We start from the raw sequence: 22,490 nt of genomic DNA on the forward strand, positions 1-22,490 counted from the left end.
TTCCTTGGGGAAGAGGATTCAAATGTTTAGATTAGTTTGAGGCGTTTTCACCCCCCGACCCCCCAAGGGGGGTGATTAAAGAGAGTTCATTATTTTAAAATACTAGGTTATATAGCATTTGCTAGGATTAGTCCCCCGGGGGATTTAGGTGTTAATCATAGGGGTGAAACCCTTCAACGTTTAAAGTTCACGGCTTACATATTTATGGAAAATCAAGACATTAAAAAGAGTCCGCCACCCATCATTAAAGATGATGAGATAGATCTGGTGGCACTGGGGTTACATATCTGGAACGGACGACTGTTGATCATTAAAACGGTGGGTGTGTTTATCCTGCTGGGATTGGTGATAGCATTAACTTCTCCTGAAGAATATACCTCTCGGGTAAAACTTATTCCTGAAACCGGGAAACGATCGGGTTTGGGGAGCCTCGGTGGACTGGCATCTCAGTTTGGATTTGGAAACATATCTGCAGGGGTAGAAACCGGATCCATTCCCACTGAATACTATCCCGAAATTGTGCATAGTCTTCCATTTTTGAAATCTTTGATGGATTATGAGACTTATATTCCTGAACTGGGTGAAAGAATGACGCTGTATGAGTATTTTTCGGAGCCGGGAAAAGGTTCGGTAATGTCATACATCAAAGCTTATACCATAGGCTTACCTCGTACCATCATCGGACTGATCAAGAGAGTGGGGAAAGAACCCGATGTAGCTGTCTTAGAATCAGGCAGTCACGTTACCCGTTTGACTCAGGAGGAGTGGAGAGTTATTGGCAGATTAAAAAATAGTATTTCTTTAGATATAAATCGTGAAGGAATCATTAGTGTAACGGTTAATGCTGGTGACCCAGTTTTAGCAGCGGATCTGGCCGGAAAAGTTACCGACTTGTTATCGGAATACATCCTGGAGTATAAAACCGATAAGGCTCGAGAAGATCTTGATTTTGTAGAGGCACGCCATAAAGAAGCAGCAAAACGATTTGAAATTGCACAGGAAAAATTGGCGCGATTCAGAGATGCCAGCCGTGGACAGATGACCGCTCTGGCACAAACTGAGGAGCAGCGACTGCAAAGCGAATACGATCTGGCATTTAATATCTATAACACCCTGGCTCGTCAGTTGGAAGAAGCACGGCTAAAACTACAGGAGGAGACCCCGGTGGTAAAAGTTCTGGAACCTGCTGTTGTTCCCAAAGAAAGAAGCGCTCCACGAAGATCCATGATCATGATTGTTTCAGTTTTTCTTGGGGGATTTATCGGATTGGGAATTTTGTTTGGGATGATGATTTGGAGAAACCTGAAAGCGAAGTTGAATGAGTATGAAGGGTAGGGAGTGGAAAGGGGAGACAGAAGACCGGAGACCGGAGACCGGAGACCGGAAATTAAGAGAGGGATTGAGGAAAGTGAGGTTGGATGTGGTTGATGGTTTAATGGTTTGGAGTTTGTTATGAGACAATTCCTGTTGTTGTTCTAAAAGATCGGAATGCTTATTACAATAGATCGTTAGTCCCGATGCACCGGGATTAGAATTTAGATGTTAGACAATGACAAATGCTTGATTATAAGTAGGTTGCGAGCCTAGCAAATCATTCTTGCATTTGCGTGAAAATCAAGTAGATATAAAAGTATAAGGCTACGGTTTAAATTTGCGATCTTATTTCCGGAGGCCCAATTGATTTTGGTCATATTCTTGAGTCCCTCTTTCCACCTTTCAGAACTAAATATTAATTTATAAATTAATCTGTCCTTTCAGGACGTAAATTTTCATTGCGCATACTCCCAAGGCGTTGCCGTTGGGTTGAAATAATCTGCCACTCCGTGGCGTTGCAATAAGCAAGATACTTTGTCTGTGCGCTAAATCAATGCCAAAAGTATTTCCAATGTTGAAAGCCTTATTTAATACAACCTAAAACAATACTGCGTATTGAGATTGTGTCTTCCAACAGGCTGAAGGCCTAAACTAATTCAGGCCAAGGCAACGCCTTGGGCTGATGCGATGTATTTCATATTCGCCCTGTGAAGGGCAGCTTAATTCCTTGTTCTTATAGAGTTTAGACCGGGGTGTTAATCCCTGTCCCATAAGGTTGCCCTTGTCAGACATTCTGAAAATAAAAACGCTATTATAAACTATAGTCAAGTTTAACAAACCATTATTATTAAAACCTATTACTTAGTCGTGGCTTGGGTTGATTATTGTATTTAAATCATCAACTGAATGACATTGATCTGGAGAAAGTGCAGGCGGTTATTGAAAGCATGAAGATCAGTAACTTAACGATCAATGAAGATCCTCTTTCGTTTTTATTTAAGTATGATTTGGTTCGGGGACAGGACATTACAAATGCTGCCTACCTGTTATTTAAGAATAAGGTTTCGGCTCTTACAACTATAGAGCTCGGTAGATTTCAGGATGAAATAACAATAAAGGATTCCAGCCGGACTAAAGAAGATGTTCTGAAACAGATAGAGCAGGTATTGGATTTTGTAAAAAAGCACATCAATAGGGAAGTTATTATTACAGGTGAAGCCCGAAACATTCAAAAATGGCAATACCCATTGAATGCTATCCGGGAAATAGTGACCAATTTGATTGTTCATCGCGTCTGCCGGTTGTCTTCAGATTCTATAGTGAAGATTTTTGATGACCGGATTGAATTTTTTAATCCCGGCCGTTTGCCTAAAAATATCACGGTAGATGATTTGCTAAATAACAGATACCGTTCAACACCTAGAAATAAATTGATAGCTGATCTTTGTAAAGACATAGGTTTGATCGGAAAGTATGGATCAGGAATTCAACGAGTAATAAATAACTTTATAGATGCAGGGTTGCCAGTGCTTCTGTTTCAAAATATTTCAGTTGGGTTTATGGTAACTGTGTATAGCGAAAAGGTCGGTGAAAGACTTTCGGTGAATCAAAGAAAAATTATTGAGTTAATGACCAAAGATGCTTATGTAACGGCAAGGGAATTATCTGAAATGTTGGGTATTTCTGTAAGAAAAATTGAAACAAATATCAGTTATTAAAAGGACGCAGGATATATCAATCGCGTCGGCCCCGCAAAAGGTGGTCATTGGGAGGTGTTGGGTTAATGTATAATGCTTTAAAAATTGACTATCTCTCATGTAAAAGAAAGAATATTTCACTACAGATATCCACAGATTGGAAACCAAATAATCTGTGTCAATCTGCGTAATCTGTGGTAAAATAAACAAGAAAATATATAAAGAATAATTTACCACAGATATCACAGATATCCACAGATTGGAAACCAAATAATTTCTGTTAATCTGCGTAATCTGTGGTGAAATAAATAAAAAATGAAGAAAATTTTAATTGTATTTGGAACCCGCCCGGAAGCCATCAAAATGGCACCGGTTGTAAAAGCCTTTCAGAAAGAAAGTGCATTATTTGAAACCCGTGTTTGCGTTACCGCGCAGCATAGGGAAATGCTCGATCAGGTATTGGATTTTTTTGATATTCAGCCTGATTATGATATGAACCTGATGAAACCCAATCAGAACCTGTTCTCTTTAACCGGCGACATCCTTAATGGATTAAAGCCAATTCTGGAAGATTTCCAGCCGGATGTGGTTCTGGTACATGGTGATACAACCACCTCTACAACTGCAGCATTGGCAGCATTCTATTCTGGCGCAAAGGTGGGGCATGTGGAAGCAGGTTTGAGAACCTACAATAAACTGGCTCCTTTTCCCGAAGAAATCAATCGCCAGTTAACAGGTCGTATCGCAGATTACCATTTTGCTCCAACCTCCAAATCAAGAGAGAATTTGCTGAATGAGATGGTGAAGGAGGAGAGCATTGTTGTGACCGGAAATACAGTGATTGATGCCTTATTGGAGAGCGTGGAGCGGGTAAAGGATGTCAGCGACAATAAATTAATTGATTCATTGAAAGAGTTGACCGGAGATAATGAAATTGTGCTGGTTACCGGGCACCGGCGTGAGAATTTTGGAGACGGTTTTTTGAATATATGTGCAGCTCTCAAAGAGATTGCTGAGAACTTTAATGGACAGGTCATCTATCCGGTACATCTGAATCCCAACGTGCAGAAACCGGTGAAAGAGTTATTGGGGAAAATTGATAATGTTAAACTAATTGACCCGCTACCTTATGAAGCATTCGTTTGGATGATGAACCGCTCAAAGCTTATTATCACTGATAGTGGAGGCGTACAGGAAGAAGCCCCCAGTTTAGGCAAGCCCGTGCTGGTAATGCGTGATACAACAGAGCGCCCTGAAGCAGTGGATGCAGGAACGGTAGTTTTGGTGGGAACCAATAAAGAAATGATCGTAAGAGAAGCACTTGATCTGTTAAGCAATAAGGAGAGGTATGCAAGCATGAGTGCTTTGCATAATCCTTATGGAGATGGGAAAGCGGCGCAAAGGATAGTTGATTTCTTGAAATAAAAAGAAAGATGCACCACAGATTACACAGATGGCCACAGATACCCCACTGATTGAAACAAAATAATCTGTGTCAATCGGTGTCATGCGTGGTGAATAAAAAAAAAGTTAACCACAGATATCACAAATACCCACAGATTATTCATTTTTTCGTGGTAAAAAAAAGATTACCCACAGATACTCACAAATTCTTTTTAATTATAATCTGTGGGTATCTGTGTTAATCTGTGGTGAAAAATAACTGTGGTAAAACATAAATACGCATGAACCTAAACTCCCTAACCTACGACATAATCGGCTGCGCCTATAAAGTACATTCCCAGCTTGGTCCGGGATTGTTGGAATCAACCTACGAAGTTTGTCTAGAATACGAACTCTCCAAAAATGGGTTTTCAGTTGCTAGACAGGTTGCTCTCCCGGTTGTGTATGACGAAATAAAACTGGAAGCCGGGTACAGAATTGACTTGATGGTTAACGATACCATAATAATCGAAATTAAATCGGTTGATGCACTTGCAGCTATTCATACTGCACAGGTATTAACCTATCTAAAGCTTTCTAATAAAAAACTGGGTTTGTTGATAAACTTTAATGAAACTGACCTGAAAAAAGGAATTAAACGGTTAGTTTTGTAGGATGCACCACAGATATCACAGATACCCACAGATTATTCTTATTTCTAATCTGTGTAAATCTGAGTAATCCGTGGTAAAATGAGAAGATCTACCACAGATATCACAGATACCCACAGATTATTTTTATTTCTAATCTGTGTAAATCTGCGTAATCCGTGGTGAAGAAAAAGATACCACCACAGATATCACAGATACCCACAGATTATTTTGTTTTTAATCTGTGTAAATCTGCGTAATCCGTGGTAAAAAGAAAATATACCACCACAGATAACACAGATTCATTTTGCATAAAATCCGTGGTAAAAAACGTAAATACACACATGAATAAAAACATCACTGTCTCAACCCTAGGCCTCGGTTACATCGGCCTTCCAACATCCGCCCTGGTAGCCGCCTCCGGCATCCGAGTAAATGGTATGGACGTAAATAAATCCGTAGTAGAAACCATTAATCGTGGTGAAATACATATCGTAGAGCCCGATTTAAAAGGATATGTATCAACTTCCGTTGAAAAAGGCCTCTTAAAAGCTTATGACACGGTACAACCGGCAGACGTATATCTGGTAGTTGTTCCCACTCCATTCAAAGGTAACCATGAGCCGGATATATCCTTTGTTGAGGCTGCAACCCGCAATACAATACCCTTGTTAAAAAAGGGCGATCTGTTTATTATTGAATCCACTTCCCCCGTTGGCACTACAGAAAAAATGATGGAACTCATTTTTAATGAACGCCCTGACTTAAAAGGAGAGATTTTTCTTGCTTACTGCCCTGAACGAGTACTCCCTGGCAATGTGATCCACGAGTTGGTGCATAATGACCGTGTAATTGGTGGAGTAGATGAAGCCTCGACTCAAAAAGCCATTGATTTTTACAGTCAGTTTGTAAAAGGCGAACTGCATAAAACAAACGCTCGCACAGCCGAGATGTGTAAACTCACAGAAAACGCCAGCCGTGATGTGCAAATAGCATTTGCCAATGAACTATCACTTATTTGTGATAAAGCAGATATAAATGTATGGGATTTGATCAAATTGGCCAACAAACACCCGCGTGTAAATATCTTACAGCCCGGTTGTGGAGTGGGTGGCCATTGTATTGCTGTTGATCCATATTTTATTGTTTCAGACTATCCATTGGAATCACAAATTATTGGAAAGGCCAGAGAAATCAATAACTATAAATCATTTTGGGTAGCTGAAAAAATTCAGAATGCCCGCCTGGAATTCCAGCTAAAGCATGGGCGGAAAGCCTCTGTTGCCATTATGGGGCTGGCCTTTAAACCCAATATTGACGACTTGCGGGAATCTCCTGCCAAATATATTGCTCAGAAAGTTCTTCAAAATAGCAATAACGAAGAAATTTATTTTGTGGAACCCAATATCAAGGAGCACAAAGTATTTAAGTTGACTGATTATAAAGAAGCTTATGAGAAGGCTGATATTGTAGCTTTTTTGGTGGCGCATGATGAGTTTAAAACACTTAACTTATCAAAAGGTGCTACAGATAGGGTGGTATTGGATTTTTGTGGGATTAAATAAAACTAACTAAGAAATTTTAGTTTGAAGTATGGAGAAGAAGAAAGCATATTTGCTCGCTTATCAAAGAGCTACAAATTATGGTGCTGTATTACAGTTGTATGCGTTGAAAATTGTTTTAGAGAGGTTGGGAGTTGTTGTATCCGTTATTGACTATGTTCCGGAATGGATGAAGGTAACAATGAAAAATCAGCCAACTTTATTGAGCTACATTAAGCGTCGAATTATGAGTTTTACGTTTAACAGTTTCCTACGTCAATTAAATCTAACAAAAAGAAAATTTAGCAGTATTGATGAAATGAAGCAACTTTTACCTGCTGCTGATTATTATTTTGTTGGGAGCGATCAGGTCTGGAATGAAAGAATAATGAAACAAGATTTAGCATATTTTCTTTCGTTTGCTCCTGAGAAATCTGTTAAAGTTGGCTATGCAGTTAGTATGGGAAATATTCCACTATCCGAAGAGTTTCTTGAAGATGCACGTCCTTATATTCAAAGGTTTGATAGTATATCTGTGAGAGAAAACTATGTCTCGGAATTTATAGCTAATTGCAAGTTTGAATTAAATACTCCTGTTGTTTTAGATCCCACATTATTGCTTTCTGGCGATGATTATACTAAAGTTTCTCCAAATAAGTGTTATAAGCAAGAGTATATAGCAGTCTATTCTTGTATGCATGACCAGAATTTATATGAACTGGCAAAGTACTTAAAAAGAAAAACAGGATTGCCTTTAGTAAATCTGGGTTATCATTTTAAAGGGCCGGACAAACATGAATATATGTTTGGTCCTGGTAACTGGATTAACAGGATAAGAAATGCCAAATATTTTATAACAAACTCGTTTCATGGAACCGCATTTGCAGTATTGTTTAAAAGGACTTTTTTTACTGTTCCAAATCAAAACCATGCGCAACTGGGACTAAATGCAAGGTTTATGGAGTTCTTAACTTCTATTGAATTAGCGAATCGAGTGGTTTACTCTGAACAGGATGCAGATGCGATCATAGAACAATATATTGATTTTGATAAATCTCATAGCTTATTGGAAAACAGGAGGATAGATGCTTTAGAATTTATTAAAGGCGCTTTGATGAAAGAGCTTTAATGTTAAATAGTTTTCGTTTTAAGTATTCAAAAAATTATATGTTGAAGCTGGATTACTGTCTTAAGGATCTAAATACTTTTGGGTTAGATATAAGAACTAAGTATTATTTCTCTTTTTCGAATGAGCAAGAATTAGAGCAATTTGTTAATGAGAGATCAGATTTATATAGCAATGGATTTTTTATTTTAGGAGGGGGAAGTAATGTTTTATTTACTAAGGATTTTGCAGGGCTTATATTCCATCCAAAAATAAAATTTATTGAAATTATAAATGAAAGCGATCATTATGTAGATTTTGAAGTAGGGGCGGGATTGGTATGGGATGATTTTGTAGAATACTGTGTAAACAAAGGATTATATGGAATTGAAAATCTTTCATATATACCTGGTTTTGTGGGTGCTGTTCCTGTCCAAAACATAGGAGCATATGGGGTTGAGGCTAAGGATTTTATATTGTCAGTCAGAGGGTATGATATTTTTAAAAATGAATTTATTGATATCCCTTGTTCAGACTGTCGTTTTTCATATAGAAATAGTGTTTTTAAAACTAATGAATTTAGAAGTTTTATAATTTTGTCTGTCAAGTTTCGATTATGTAAACTACCTAAACGGAGAGTGGAGTATTTCCGTGAAAACCCTAATGCAACCACTCTTTCTTATTGGTCTACCTCAAGTTTAGATTTTGTTCCATCTATTTTTAAATCGATAACAAAATTAAACTTGGATAAGGCTCGAAAACTAACTGCTGACTACGGTATAATTTCCTTAGAAACAATTCGCAAAAACATAATCAGAACCCGAAAAAGGAGACTCCCAGATTATAGAGTTTTGGGAAATGTTGGAAGTTTTTATAAAAGTCCTATTGTTAACAAAAATAAACTTGATCAGATCAAAAAGAGCAATAGAGATGTTATCTATTTTCCAATGCAAAATGATGAATTTAAAATATCAGTCGGTTGGTTAATAGAATATTGCGGATTCAAAGGAGTCAGGGTTAATAATGTTGGCGTCGATGTGAAGAGACCTAACATGATTTTGAATTATGGAAATGGTGTCGGCATGGATATAGACGAATTAGCTCAAAAGATAGAAGATTCTATATTCAGAAAGTTTGGGATAAGAATTGAGAGAGAAGTTGTAGTAATTTAATATATACTTGATCATTTTTCGCAATTACATATTGTGTTTTGTATTGGTAAAATGCATTCTTTGAAATCCAAGATTTATTTTAAAAAGGATCGTTGTGAGTAAAAGACAATTCACAAAAAATTTAATTATTAATTCTTTAAATTTTTTTGTAAATATAGCATATGGAATAGTATTAACCCCTTTTCTAATTGCTCAACTTGGAATTTCTGCATATGGTGTAATACAGATTGCCATAAGTATATCATTTTATATGGGAATTGTGTCGTCGAGTTTAAATCAGGCAAATAATAGATATGTATCTGTTTATTTAATCTCTGAAGATAATGACAAGGCTAATATAACTGTTACAACGACTCTCATTCTTTATTTTCTATCCTTTGTATTAATATCTCCACTCCTAATCTACCTTTCTATTAATTCTGGAAGTTTATTTGATGTTAGTGCAGAGCATTATAATTCATCTTCATATTTGTTTTTATTTATCATATTGAGTTTTTTTTTGATAATGATTACAAGTGTATTTGTTAGCCCCGCCTATGCGAAAAACCGTCTGGATTTAGTTCAATTAATCAATATTTTGCGGAATGTTCTAAAGATGGGGCTTACCATTTTTGTGTTGCTATATATTAATAAATCACTTGCTTCTGTTGGATTTAGTCATTTATTAGCTGCAATTATATCTAGTACTATCGCATTGTTTGTATTAAAGAAATTTATGCCATTTTATAAATTTCGATTTTTAGATTACGATAAAAATATAGTAAGAAAAATAATATCCTTATCTTCTTGGACACTAATTAATGCTACTGGCATTCTTATATTTCGTCAAACAGATGTTATTTTAGTCAATCTTCTGATTGATTTAGAAACAGCTGGACGTTATGCAATTCTTGTACAATGGTACAATGTTCTAATCAGTGTAGCAACTATTTTAAGTGTGGTCTTTTCTCCTATCATTCTTCTAAAGTATTCTCAACAGCGTTTTGATGAACTAAAGGATTTTTTATTTAAAGCGATACGTTATCAGGGTATTTTCATTTCTTTTGCAAGTTCTTTAGTTGTTGTTTATGCAAAGGAAATTCTTTACTTCTGGTTAGGAATGGACTATGTTAATTTAGCCCCCTTTCTTCAATTAATGATTTTTCATTTTTCAGTGTCACAGGCTATTAGGCCTTTATATGCATTGAATACTGCTTATAACAAAGTGAAAGTTCCCGGGATTTTGACTTTGTTATCTGGTGTTTTGCATATTTTGGTTACAGTGTACCTATTAAAGTATTCAAAATTAGGAATAAGTGCCCCCATAATAAGCGGTGCTGTATTTAGTATTATACTCAATGTTTTAATATTACCATTATATGCATCGAAATACTTAAATGTTAGTCTGTTTAAATTTTTTGACGCATTAATTCCTGCAGTGATAGTTCAAATTCTTGTTATTGCTTTTGGGATAGCTTTAAAAGAAATTGTATCAATTAATAGTATTTTAGAGTTGATATTGTATAGTGGCATTAATTTGTTAATCGTAATAGGATTGTTTTATTTTTTTATGTTGTCAAAAGATGAAACAACATTCCTTAGAAATTTAATCCATAGAAAACGATAAATGGTGTTATTGTTAAAAACCTTTAATCGTCACGAAATCATCTATATGTCATTTGCTTTTGACTCCCTTTTAAAGATTGATTTATTAGGTGTTAGAATGCATGTTGGATTGATTTTTATTTTGTTGATATTAGGAATAGAATTCGTAGCTCATCCAACATCAATTGGACGAATGAAAGCATTCATTCGCACCAATTGGTCTATACTTCCTTTTTTCGGATATTTATTTTTACAATTTATTTTAAATAAAGCTTTTCCAGGTGCAATTATGCTTCTGCTGTATTATTTTCTGGCTCTTATTTCATTTTATTATTTTTTTAAGAAACATTCTTCCATATCAAAACAATCTGTAATTATGTTTCAATGGATCATGGTTACAACTGGACTTTTTCAATTTTTGTTATTTAAAATTTTTGGGTTTCAATTGTCTTTTTATGAAGTAGAGCATTATATGGTTGATGCTTCTTTTGCAACTCGTATGAGGGGATTTTTTGTTGAGCCCAATTGGTATTCCATTGTTTTTAGTTTTAATACGTTGCTTTTGGCAATGATTCTAAAAAGGAAAATTCTTGAATATAAAGTTTTAATTCTTTTGTCTTTTGTATGTTTCTATTTTAATGCCTCTTATACATCTATTGCAATTGTTGTTTTAGTATTACTTATACAAGCACCTCAAAACATAAGGTATATTTCAAAAACGAAGTTGATTACCACGTTTTCTCTGGTTCTAATTATAGCATTAGTGTTTGCTGGCCGTGTTTATGACAAGAGAAAGTCAAGTAATCAAATAGTTGATGCCTCAACGGCAGTGAATTACGGGTCAAGATTCTTTCCAGTAGTGCGAACCTATGATTTTATGACAAGACAGAGCAGCGTAAAACAGTTTTTTGGTTTTGGACTTGGTAGTTGGCCTTATGTGGGGATTGAAGAAAATCGATTGGGATACATAGGTGTTCATGTAACTAACAAGGTTGAACCAGGTAAGAGAGATTCTGCAGAAATACAGGTGTTTATGCTTGAGTTTGGGTTTTTGAGTTTCATATTCTTGTTTTTTGATTATTTTTATAATTACATGAAATATCGAAAGCATAATTTATTTTACGCTATTGCATGTGTTTTTCTAGCTTCATGTTTTTTTATCTATCCTATTTTTAAATTTATGATGTATATTGTTCCGTTTTATTTGATGCGATCAATAGTTACTGAGCGTAACGAGATTATCGATAAGACATAAGTTTTCAAGCGATATTTAAAGCAAACAAGTGGTTTTTAATGAGGCTATAAATAGATTTTCAGGAGATTGCTTTTCGTCTATTATGGGATAAGTATAGTGATTTGTGAAAGTATTACCGAACAACTATTCATTTTGTAAGAGTTTAGTTCTGGAGATTAATTCCTGCGCATTTGGCAGAATTCTTCCTTAATGAAATACTATAATCGGAGCGGGACAATTGAGATAAAGTTGCTGATTCAAACCAATTGGTTGTTGTTCGGAATAAGATTATTAATAACAATATATGAGAATTATACAAGTATACGACAAACTTGACAGGATTGGCGGAGCCCAAATAATTATCAAAAATCTTCATGCTTTTTTTTTAGAAAGGGGCTATACTTCTAGAGTAGCAGGCCTTAATAATTACGATTCATTTGCTTTTAAAAACAGTATTCCTGTCGGGGAGTATGCTCAGATCGGATTGAAAAACATTAAGATTTTTTCAGACACGATTATAGTTTCTCATAGCAGAAAGATAACTTCATTATTATTTGTATTACGCAAAGTTTTTTGGTTTAAATATCAATTGATTCATGTTAGTCATAGTATTTTTAATGACAAACGAAATTTTACCTTTTTTCCAGACAGGGTAATTGGAGTATCAAATGCCGTAAAAAAAAACCTGATAAATTATTTCAAAGTAAATGAAAAAAGAATTGAGGTTATTTATAACGGATTAACAGATGCAATAAATGAAATAGATTTACGAAGTTATCAACCTGACCAAGAGATTAGAATACTATTTGTTGGGAGAATAGAGCAAGTAAAGCAGCAATTGCTTATTGTGGAAAAATTAGCAGGTAAGATAAGTGAGAAAATCAAGATTGATTTTGCAGGCTCCGGCAGTCAGGAAGATGAGCTTATAAATGTTATTAAGGAAAAAGGGCTATTGAACTTTTCTTATATTGGTTTTCAAAATAATATTCCACAGTTAGCTGAAAATTATCATTTCGTAATGCTTTATAGTGAAAAGGAGGGTTTAGGTCTTACTTTAATTGAAGCTTGTATGGCTGGCAGGCCTGTTATTACAAGAGGTGCAGATGGTTGTGAAGCTTGTGCTGAAATTTGTATAGATAACCATAATGGTTACATCACAAATGATATGGAATCTTTAATATCAGTGTTGAATAGTTTAGGTAATTTGAGCAAAGAAGAGTATTACAAATTATGTCGTAATTCACGAAAAATTTATGAAAATAAGTTTCGCATTGAATTAATGTTTGAAAAGTACGATCGGCTAATTAATAATTTTAACTATTAGTAAATAGTTACATTCAAGAACGTTGACCACTCTTATGACAAAAACTAAAACCGTTTTAAATATCCCCGTTCAGGCACTATCCATGTCCGAAACTTTGGATTTTATCAAGAATCGAATAGATTCAAATCAATTTACTCAACATGTGGTAGTCAATGCCGGAAAGATTGTGTCAATGCAAACTGATAGCGCATTGCGACAGTCGGTTTTGGATGCTGATATGATCAATGCTGATGGAATGTCGGTGGTGTGGGCTTCTCATTTTTTAGGGAAAGCATTGCCTGCCAGGGTGGCTGGTATTGATTTGATGTTGGAGTTGGTTAAAATGGCTCATAAACATGGGTATCGATGTTACTTTTTTGGAGCCAGACAGGAGGTGGTAGAGAAAGTGGTTGATATTTTTAGAAATGAGTATTCGTCTGATATTATTGCAGGCTATCGCAATGGGTACTTTAAAGAAGATGAAGAGGAGCAAATTGCCAAAGATATATCTGCAAGTGGAGCAAATATGTTGTTCGTGGCCATGAGTTCACCGAAAAAGGAGATTTTTGTTAATAAATATAAGAAATTAATGAAAGTTCCGTTTGTTATGGGAGTAGGGGGTAGTTTTGACGTGGTAGCAGGAGTTACAAAGCGGGCTCCTAAATGGATGCAGGAAATTGGTTTAGAATGGTTTTACCGGTTTGTTCAGGAGCCGGGAAGGATGTGGAAGCGCTATTTAGTGGGTAATTCAAAATTTATTTTATTGGTTTTAAAGTCGAGGTTTAAAAAACAAAATGAGTAAAGAAAGTCTTTCATATACTCTTTTTAGAAAGGTAGGAGCTGTTCCATTGGTTGGGATGCTGCTATTGTTTTTTATTACCGATTCTTTAAATGTTTTGTTGAAAAGCGATGCTTTTATTCAGTCGCTCTATTTCATCCGGCTATCAGCATTTAGCCGAGGTGGAGTGTTGTTATTAGTTACTACCTTGTTTGTTTTTACTTATTTTAAATCCATAAATTTATGGTCAGCGATATTTTTTGTTGCACTGGTGTTTGTTGTTGGCGTTGATTTTAAGGAAAAAGATTGGGTTTATACATGGCTGATTCGTTTTTCTAAGCTTGTTTTTCCTTTCCTGCTGTTTTGGTTGTTTTATCAGCTTCCTAATGAGACATTAAATGCATTAAAGCGTTTGTTTTTAATTCTGATTACAATTCAGGTTTTCGTTGTGATAATGGCTTTTATGTTTAACTGGAAATTGTTTTGGGCATACAACCATCACCGTTTCGGATTTTCTGGTTTGATTCTAGCTCCGAATGAAGCTACATTTTTTTATGTGCTGGCAGCTGTTTTTTTATTGCATCAATGGGTACAATCAAAACAGCCATTTTATCTCATTTTGTTGGGGGGAGTATTAGTAGCCTCTGTATTATTGGGTGCCAAGGCAATATATATATATATGATTTCGTTCTTTTTTTATTATTACATTTATTATTTTAAGATTAATCGCCGATTCTTTATTTGGTCAGGACTAATAGCATTTAGTCTCATTACTTATCTGGTTGTTTTTGTTGAGGTTATTGTGTTTATGCAAAATGTAGCAGAAAAACATGGACTGATTACACTTGTTTTCTCTGCGCGGGACGTTCTCTTTGCTGAGAGAGTTCCTTTAGTCTTGGAGAATTGGAGCTGGTATAATTTTATGTTAGGCGGTGTTAATCCGGCAACATCTTTTACTGAGCTGGATGTGGTGGATATGTTTCTGTTTGGTGGGATACTGGGATCCGTATTATATTATTGGGGCCTGTTTAGAACCTTGTTCCGGTTTCCACGAGGTAATCACCTGGGATGGTTTTTGGTCATTCAGTATTTTTTAATAGGAGGGTTGGCCGGTCATGTTTTCGCGAGTGGTATCAATGGTACTTATTTGGCACTGGTCTGCGTGTTGTTACAGCGTGAGGAAATTCCACAGATTTCCACAGATTAATTTTATGAAAAATCTGTGCTTATCTGTGTGTTCTGTGGTGAACATTTGTTTATTCTAAGTAACTGTTTAATTTACATAAAATCTGTTTTAAAGATTTTTATCCCGATTCTATCGGTACAGACCGACAGGCAAGATTAAACAGGCAATCAGATATGTCTAATCGTCTCTCTCAACTATTCTATCTGTCTAAAACCTAATTCCGATCTTATCGGGACGCATCTATAACATACTAGCAAGATAATTCTTCAAGCTGAACTAATATATATCGAATATCGCGATACGCGATATTTTCTTCATTATAATAATGTTTTATCAAAAAAAACACTTAATATTGCATATCACGATACGCAATAATGCTGTGTTATGAAAACTCAAAGTCAGCAAATAAAACCGCAGGATGTGTTGCTTTTACTCAAAATCATCATTGAGAACAATACATCATGGAATCAAAAACCAATGGCAGAAGCATTGGGTCTGAGCCAGTCGGTGGTAAGTGAATCTATTGCCCGCTCAAAATTTGCCGGTCTGCTGGAACCCAAAGGGAAAAGTGTCAATAAAATGGCACTGATGGAGTTTTTACAATATGGACTGCGTTATGTTTTTCCGGTACAACCCGGACCTGTAGTGCGTGGTATTCCTACGGCACATTCAGCCGCTCCACTAAATAAACAGATTTTAAGTAAGGAAAACTATGTATGGCCTTACGGCAAAGGAACCGTTCGTGGCCATAGCATATTACCATTGTATCCATCTGTACCTGAAGCTGCGATTAAAGATGAAAGCATTCACGAACTTCTGGCTTTGGTTGATGCGTTACGCATAGGGCGTGCCAGAGAAAAAGAACTAGCCGTGGCTGAACTTAAAAAGCGATTTGGTCTTGGAGAATAAAACTATAAATATTGCTGTAGTAGCAGAAATTGCAGCTGCCCTAAAAGACCTAAAGGAAAATATGGTTTTTGTAGGTGGTGCTGTGGTGAGTTTATATACCGATGATCCCGCCGCTGAGGAAATACGTCCCACACAGGACATCGACATGACCTTGGACATTGTGAATCTGCACCATTGGAAAGAGGTACAAGAAAAATTAGCAGAACTCGGCTTTCAGCCCGATCCATTTGGTCACACCATTTGCAGTTACAAATACAAAAACATTCCAGTGGATATTATGGCTACGGAAGATGGTCCGTTTGGCCCGTCTAACTCTTGGTATAAACCCGGCTTTAATAACCTTTGGACAGTAAAAGCCAAGAACCAGGAAATAAAAATCTTATCGGCTCCTTATTACCTGGCCACCAAATTTGAAGCCTTCAACAATCGTGGCAAAGACTACCGCACAAGCCACGATATAGAAGACATCATTTATGTGATTGATAATAGAACGAGCATTGTTGAAGAAGTGAAAGGGAGTGACCCGGATATAAGAGCATTTTTAAAACAAGAAATTCAATACATTATTAACAAAGGGCTATTAACAGAGGTGCTGATGGCTCATATTCATCCATTTATGGTAGCGGAACGATTGGCTTTGACAGAAGACAAAATCAACTTGATTATTGAGGATTAGCGATGGCAGTTATAGGCGCATCGGCAAACGGTTTATAAGGGTGTTTTAATGGGCTTTCTTGTCATCTCATATTGAGCAACATTAATGGAAACTATTTGGCGTTGGTTTGCGAGTTGTTGCAGCGGGAGAGAATTACTGCAAATGCCACAGATTTCCACAGATTAATTTTATGGAAAATCTGTGCTTATCTTTGTAATCTGTGGTGTAAATAATTGTTTTTATTAGTTTCAGTCTCTATCAATAACAATCTTTTTTGTAGAAATTGCATTACTTGTCTCGACCATCAACAGATATATACCCGCACTCACATTTGAAATATTGATTTCAGATTTATAGCTTAATGGATAAATTGTTTTTATAACTCTCCCATTCAAATTCATTAATGATATTTTCTGTACCAGTTCTGCCGAGATAATATTTATATGATTTGTGGCAGGATTTGGATAAATATTCAGATGGTATTTAACCTTAGATTGGCTCAGGTTGGTTGATTCTTTTTTAACCGGAAACCCCTCAAGCACAACATTGTCAAACCGGTTATTCCCTGAACTGTTCATTGCCTTTTCACCGGTAAATCGGATTTTTACTGCAAAATCAGGGTTGTTATTGACCTCCTCAATATCCGTAAAGTCAACCGAAATTTTATAATAACTTTCGATGATGAGGTTTCTCTCCTTTATTAAATTCCATTGTCCGTCTTCCTCAGTCCTGTAGTAAATATCCTGAAATTCGGCACCATTACTGGTTCTGGATGCGGCATAAGAAAGAACCACATCTTCATATCCGTTAGTGGGGAGGTGGAATATCAGTTTTCTCTCTTTGGAAGGATTTCTAACCCGTAAAGCATTTCCTTCAGTGGTTCCTTCTCTCAAATTGATAGTTGTGCCATTCTTAACCATATCCATATAGCCACTCCCTGTTCCCGGGTATGTGATTACACCCACTTGGTCTGTTTTGGAGCAGTCGGCCTTGACCTGAGTATGTTCTTTGTCATCAAGTTGGTTGAAATGCCAATGGTGTATCAGTTGAATTAAGGGGGCTTCCTTAAATACCGCTGTAATGGAGAGGTCACTTTCCGGTATGATCTCAATTTCCCGCATTGACTTAATGGAATCCGGAACACCTTTCCAATGAGAAAACTTATAGCCCGGGTTCGCAATAGCATGGATTTTTATTGGCGTTTTGTCAAAGTATTCACCAGACCATGGGAATACCGGGTCATCTATTCCGGGAGTTGATTCACACAGCATGATAGAATTAACTTGAATTATTCCACTTCCTGCTTCTTCCACATTCAGAGATAGTAAATCCATTTTATCGATGCCGAAAAACGATTTTAGATGCTGTTTCTGATAAGCAGGTCTGTTTACTGCAAAAGATCTCATCACATCTGTTTTAACCTCCCACTCTGCAAGAGAGGCGATAAATCCCCAGCGATCAATATGGTTTTGAAAATCAGACTCAAGATACGCTTTGATTTCATCTATAACAGATATGACTCTCTCCTCCCTGAAATAAGTGTTTAATAAATCAGCAAATCGATTTAAGAACGCAATCCTAAAATGTTCATTTTGTAATAATGACCTTAAAAGAAACGTTGACCATTCAGGATTTGGCCATACAGTTGTGCCTTCTGCAATTGCGAAAAGCAAGGTGTTATGCGCTACCGCATTAGCGCCTCCGGAAAGTCCGAATCCAAAATCGGTATCAAAAAGTATCCATCTCCATTTGCCGTCAGATATACTTCCTTCGGAGAGATTACTGTTGACTCGCCAAAATAGATTGTTATTGCCGGGCCAATCCGTATTTCTTATAAATATTTGCGTAATGTTGTAATCAATAAAGTTTTCAATATCAATTTTGGTTTGCACGTATTTGTAATCCTCAATCTCTTTAATATCATTGTTTTCGATAAATGAAATAACATTGTTATAATGGTCTGAGTCGCCCTCAATCACATACAATTGAACCATATATTCCAACATGTCCAATGCTTCCGGATTTATGTTGTATTTGGCGGCAAGGTAATGCTTATCTATTCGGCCCCTCATATTCAGAATCCCCCAATACTCTCCATTTATGAAAACATTAGAAGGATTATAAGCTTGTGTATCGAAATTGAGACCTTTCACAATGTTTTGGATTGCAGCATCTCTAAACATTGTATGAAATAGATCCTGACCGGAGTTTCTCAAAATCATTCTTCTTTTTGTTTGGATGCTCTCTTCCCAATCATTAAAAAAGGTGATTTCATTGCTGCTATAAGATGACCTTGCGTAGATACGAAAGGACTTTAGAGGGGAATGACGTGAAGCCGCTCCATGAATTCTGATGCCAACAGTCCGATTCACTGTGTTATCTGACTTGTTTGAAAAGTATTCAAAGTTATTGGGTCTTTCCCATTCTGTGCCGCGACGATTGTAGTTTGTCGGACTCCATACGCTCCAGGTTGAATTTTGATTGTAAGAATCATCTGCAATTTTCCCTGCCACATATATCCCCCTCTCATAATCAAACAAATTCCGCTCATCAGTCACCATAGATATTACTGGTAAACTGAATCGTTCGCCCCCTTCCGGTGTTACAAAGTATGTGTGAGTGGTTGGGTTTGGTGTCAAAGTGCCTTCTTTTTTGATGATGGCCCGAACCGGGATGCCTTTGAACATGTTGGACGGAGGAAGGTGTGGTTCTGATGTAAACCTGGAATTTATGCCTGCCAACTCATAAGGTTCAGCAGATCTGTCATAAATATACAAAGGTTCTTCATATCTAAATGTTCTGACTTCCCTTGTAAGAAACTCTCCATGCGGATATCTGTTCTTATACTGATAGTTGGTTCCATCCAGGTTATCGGGATTTGGTTCAGAGCCATCCAGCGTATAGTAGATTGTTGCCCCTGGAATATCGGTGGAAATGGTGAGTTCAAAAGGTTCGGTGTAGAACCCACCGGTGTGTGAGAAAAAGGGTTCAGCATTAAGTATTTCCGCATAAGCTTTGGTGGTGTTGGGTGCTCCGGGTGTGGGGTTGCTGTAGTAAAAGAATCCGGGTTGGTCGGGATTTAGCCCGTAAGAGACCTGCCCGGGAATGGGAACAGCCGGAACAAACTGAATAACACCCTGTTCAGGGTGGGAAAGTAAAACAGGCTCACCGTCTGAGGAGATTGAGAAATTGGTATGCAATTCACCTTCCAAACGGTTCTTGCCTGAAGCCCAAACCATGAGGTATTCATCAGGGCCAATGGTTACATCCGGGAAGACCCATTTAAAAGCATTGAAATCGTCATCGGACAAACCCCAGCCTTCCAGATTAACTGGTTCATCGCCACGATTGTGCAGTTCAATCCAATCTTCGTAGTCGCCATCCTCATCGGCAATGGTGTTGAGGTTGGAGGACATGACTTCATTTATCACTACCGGGAAGCTCTGTGAGTGCGTTGCAGTCCAGGGTAATAAAAACATAATAGAAAAAAGGAGTGACCTGAATGAACCAAACTGCATGGTAAAGTGATTTTCTTATTTATCAATTAGTCAAAGATAGTAAAATAGTATAAGAGGTGCGGGGGTTGGCAGTGTTTAGATTTCTTGTCATAGTATTGTGAGAGTCTTGTTTGGTAATTGATTGGCACAGGTTTGTCTGCTCTTATAACGTGAGAAAATTCCGACAGGAATTTTTAACAGTTCAGGTATTAGAGCTGATCGACATCGAATTCTACAGATTATTTTAAGAAATTCTATGTTGATCTTTGCATTTGTGGGGAATAATCATATCGCACCATTCTGCACATAACAACATGAGCATTAAATGTTTTTGTTTAAATGATAAGAAAGTATCATCTCTTACAAAAATAAACAGTAACTTTTATATATTTTTGCATAGCTTTTGAAACCTCTTGCGTCGTTGCAGGAGGTTTTTTGTGAGAGGATATGGTTTGCGTTAATTATTTTCAATAAGATTACAATTTATGCTAAAGATTTACGTTTGAATTACGTGCAAATATTGTGAATAGCCTTTACTGAACTGAATCTGAAAGCATGCGCTTTGGCAATCAAATGATGAAACGTACATGAGTGGAAAATCAGCTAGGTTTCCCAATAAAAACGGGAGACGGTGGCAGTTTTGTGTCATTGATAATCATGAAGGTTTTTGATTTGCGAAACTTATTTTGACCAATAGCTTAAAAAACTTATTTGCACATGATTTTTTCGTATAACAGGTTAATATGAATGTAGATGGTTATTGGTTTTGATGCCAGATTTTTGACAAAAATTGAGCAGGGAACAGCCAGCTATACATCACAGTTACTGGAGGCCATAAAGCCTTTTGTTGAGGATGACAGGATTGTGCTGCTCAATAAAAATGAATTGCCTGGATCGGTTAAAACTGGAGGTGTTTTTATGCATGGCAGACTGCTATCCAACTTTACACCGGTAAATGTATTGTGGGGATATCATCAGGTTGCGAAGAAATATGGATTGGATATTATTCATACCAATTATCTGTCATCGGTTTATAAATGCAGAGCAAAAAAAATAATAACCATACATGATATACTTTTTAAAACTCATAAAAAATATTTCCCGGGTCGTTTAAGAGCCGGAGTCAATGTATTATCCCGGTTTAGTTTGCCAAAGGCAGACCATATAATAACCGTAAGTCATTATACAAGGAGTGAGCTTGAAAAGTATTACCCGTTTTTAAAAGGGCGCATTAAAGTTATTTATGAGGCAGCAGCCGGTAATTACCGATACTTAAAAGATCGGCAGGAGTTACAAAGCAACCTCTTGGAAAAATTTGGTCTTAAAAGAGATTATCTTTTGTATGTGGGTAGGTTTGCTCCTGTGAAGAATCTTGAGGTTTTACTGGAATGGTACCTGGACAGAAACATCAACCAGAAGGGTCTTGATCTTGTTTTAGTGGGAAAAATGGATCCGGCTTTTCCCAATGAAAGGTTTGCGGGAATGATTGGAAAGAATGCCGGAGTTAGGGTTCTTCAAGGTTTGAGCAATGAAGAGCTTAATTCATTATATAATGGTGCCCGGTTATTCTATTTTGCCAGTCATGGAGAAGGGTTTGGATTACCCATATTAGAAGCAATGGCAGCGGGATGTCCGGTGATAACCTCAAATACCACATCCTGTGATGAAATAGGAGGCGATGCAGCATATAAAGTAAATCCCGGAGACAGGGAAGAGATTTTTACCGCATTGGACAAATTGATAGAAGAAAAAGAAGTTTTGTTGTCAATGCAACAAAAAGGACTAGAGAGAGTCAAAACATTTTCGTGGGAGCAATGTGCCCGTGAAACATATAAATTATATAAACAGGTATTGGATGAAGGTTAAAACTCTACTTGAAGATGATTTCGATAAAGAGTGCCGAAGGTTAACTTCCCTTATAGAAGGAAGTTACAAGCCGGACTTAATAGTAGGAGTACTCACAGGAGGAGGATGTGTAGGGCAGCGTGTTTACAAAGAGATAAGTAAGCGTATAAGTGTTCATTACTGTGAGGTTCGGGTTGCAAGAGGCAGTACAGAAATCAAGAGGAAAATAAATATAAAAAGTATTCTTCGGAAACTTCCAAATCCGGTACTTAATTTTTTAAGGGTTTTGGAAGTGCATGTCCTGGAGTTAATGAGTAAAATCAGAATCCCAAAACGACAAGGAGAAATCCTGATGGGGCACGAAATAAGGGAATTATTGGAGAGTGGGCCTAAAAACATTCTGATAGTTGATGATTGCGTTGATACGGGTGCCACTTTAAAGTATATAATTGATTATTTTATCGGCGAGTATGGATCTGAGCATAATTTGCGGTGTGCCGTCATCACCAAAGCACATAAAAAACCGTTGGTAAATGTCGATTATTTGCTTTATAATCGTGTTTTAATTAGGTTTCCCTGGTCTTTCGATACCAAAAAAAAGAGTCCTGAGGTGTAACCTGAACCTTTGTAACTTGGT

At 36.8% G+C, this 22,490-nt stretch carries 18 protein-coding genes; 17 read left to right on the forward strand and 1 reads right to left on the reverse strand.

Annotated elements, in window-relative coordinates; translation table 11 throughout:
• The first annotated feature begins 204 nt into the window (after positions 1-204).
• From B5X70_RS07890 to B5X70_RS07955, 15 genes are all read left to right on the forward strand, one after another.
• Positions 205-1,335 (forward strand): GNVR domain-containing protein, encoded by a 1,131-nt coding sequence (locus B5X70_RS07890; RefSeq protein ID WP_079557359.1) that lies wholly within the window; start codon positions 205-207, stop codon positions 1,333-1,335.
• Complete coding sequence (locus B5X70_RS18050) at positions 1,319-1,456, forward strand: hypothetical protein (RefSeq protein WP_157666493.1); 138 nt, start codon at positions 1,319-1,321, stop codon at positions 1,454-1,456. Before B5X70_RS07890 ends, B5X70_RS18050 begins: the two co-directional genes overlap by 17 nt.
• Positions 1,457-2,261: 805 nt before the next feature.
• Complete coding sequence (locus tag B5X70_RS07895) at positions 2,262-3,032, forward strand: ATP-binding protein (RefSeq protein WP_143255046.1); 771 nt, start codon at positions 2,262-2,264, stop codon at positions 3,030-3,032.
• A gap of 294 nt (positions 3,033-3,326) precedes the next feature.
• Positions 3,327-4,436 (forward strand): non-hydrolyzing UDP-N-acetylglucosamine 2-epimerase, encoded by a 1,110-nt coding sequence (wecB, locus tag B5X70_RS07900; RefSeq protein ID WP_079557361.1) that lies wholly within the window; start codon positions 3,327-3,329, stop codon positions 4,434-4,436.
• A 260-nt stretch (positions 4,437-4,696) separates the two neighbouring features.
• Positions 4,697-5,068, forward strand: coding sequence for a GxxExxY protein (locus B5X70_RS07905; RefSeq protein WP_079557362.1), 372 nt, complete (start codon positions 4,697-4,699; stop codon positions 5,066-5,068).
• Positions 5,069-5,388: 320 nt separating this feature from the next.
• Positions 5,389-6,609, forward strand: coding sequence for a UDP-N-acetyl-D-mannosamine dehydrogenase (gene wecC / locus B5X70_RS07910; RefSeq protein WP_079557468.1), 1,221 nt, complete (start codon positions 5,389-5,391; stop codon positions 6,607-6,609).
• Between the two features lie 28 nt (positions 6,610-6,637).
• The gene (locus B5X70_RS07915; RefSeq protein WP_079557363.1) at positions 6,638-7,714 is read left to right on the forward strand and encodes a polysaccharide pyruvyl transferase family protein; all 1,077 of its coding nucleotides are present in this window, start codon (positions 6,638-6,640) and stop codon (positions 7,712-7,714) included.
• Positions 7,715-7,752: 38 nt separating this feature from the next.
• The gene (gene murB / locus B5X70_RS07920; protein WP_157666494.1) at positions 7,753-8,862 is read left to right on the forward strand and encodes a UDP-N-acetylmuramate dehydrogenase; all 1,110 of its coding nucleotides are present in this window, start codon (positions 7,753-7,755) and stop codon (positions 8,860-8,862) included.
• A 94-nt stretch (positions 8,863-8,956) separates the two neighbouring features.
• Positions 8,957-10,468, forward strand: a complete 1,512-nt coding sequence (locus B5X70_RS07925) for an oligosaccharide flippase family protein (protein ID WP_157666495.1) — start codon at positions 8,957-8,959, stop codon at positions 10,466-10,468.
• 45 nt (positions 10,469-10,513) lie between these two features.
• Complete coding sequence (locus B5X70_RS07930; RefSeq protein WP_143255047.1) at positions 10,514-11,701, forward strand: hypothetical protein; 1,188 nt, start codon at positions 10,514-10,516, stop codon at positions 11,699-11,701.
• A 283-nt stretch (positions 11,702-11,984) separates the two neighbouring features.
• A complete protein-coding gene (locus B5X70_RS07935; RefSeq protein WP_079557367.1) occupies positions 11,985-13,004 on the forward strand; it encodes a glycosyltransferase family 4 protein in 1,020 nt (339 codons plus the stop codon).
• A gap of 34 nt (positions 13,005-13,038) precedes the next feature.
• Positions 13,039-13,785 carry a WecB/TagA/CpsF family glycosyltransferase gene (locus B5X70_RS07940; RefSeq protein ID WP_079557368.1) on the forward strand — a complete coding sequence of 249 codons (747 nt, stop codon included), beginning with the start codon at positions 13,039-13,041 and terminating at the stop codon, positions 13,783-13,785.
• Positions 13,778-14,968 (forward strand): hypothetical protein, encoded by a 1,191-nt coding sequence (locus B5X70_RS07945; protein WP_079557369.1) that lies wholly within the window; start codon positions 13,778-13,780, stop codon positions 14,966-14,968. The genes B5X70_RS07940 and B5X70_RS07945 overlap by 8 nt, the downstream gene beginning before the upstream one ends.
• Positions 14,969-15,331: 363 nt before the next feature.
• Positions 15,332-15,856 (forward strand): hypothetical protein, encoded by a 525-nt coding sequence (locus B5X70_RS07950; RefSeq protein ID WP_079557370.1) that lies wholly within the window; start codon positions 15,332-15,334, stop codon positions 15,854-15,856.
• Positions 15,846-16,532 carry a nucleotidyl transferase AbiEii/AbiGii toxin family protein gene (locus tag B5X70_RS07955; protein WP_079557371.1) on the forward strand — a complete coding sequence of 229 codons (687 nt, stop codon included), beginning with the start codon at positions 15,846-15,848 and terminating at the stop codon, positions 16,530-16,532. Before B5X70_RS07950 ends, B5X70_RS07955 begins: the two co-directional genes overlap by 11 nt.
• Positions 16,533-16,759: 227 nt before the next feature.
• Here B5X70_RS07955 and B5X70_RS07960 read toward each other — a convergent pair whose 3' ends face one another.
• Positions 16,760-20,029: a CotH kinase family protein gene (locus tag B5X70_RS07960; protein ID WP_079557372.1), complete on the reverse strand. Its 3,270-nt coding sequence runs from the start codon at positions 20,027-20,029 to the stop codon at positions 16,760-16,762.
• Between the two features lie 732 nt (positions 20,030-20,761).
• Between B5X70_RS07960 and B5X70_RS07965 the strand changes: the two genes are divergently transcribed.
• Together B5X70_RS07965 and B5X70_RS07970 are read left to right on the forward strand one after the other, a co-directional pair.
• Positions 20,762-21,874 (forward strand): glycosyltransferase family 4 protein, encoded by a 1,113-nt coding sequence (locus B5X70_RS07965; RefSeq protein WP_079557373.1) that lies wholly within the window; start codon positions 20,762-20,764, stop codon positions 21,872-21,874.
• Entirely contained in the window at positions 21,864-22,469 is a 606-nt protein-coding gene (locus tag B5X70_RS07970; RefSeq protein WP_079557374.1) for a phosphoribosyltransferase, read from the forward strand. Before B5X70_RS07965 ends, B5X70_RS07970 begins: the two co-directional genes overlap by 11 nt.
• The last annotated feature ends 21 nt before the right edge of the window (positions 22,470-22,490 follow it).

Source organism: Alkalitalea saponilacus (assembly GCF_900168165.1).
In the GTDB taxonomy this organism is placed as follows: Bacteria; Bacteroidota; Bacteroidia; order Bacteroidales; family Marinilabiliaceae; genus Natronoflexus; species Natronoflexus saponilacus.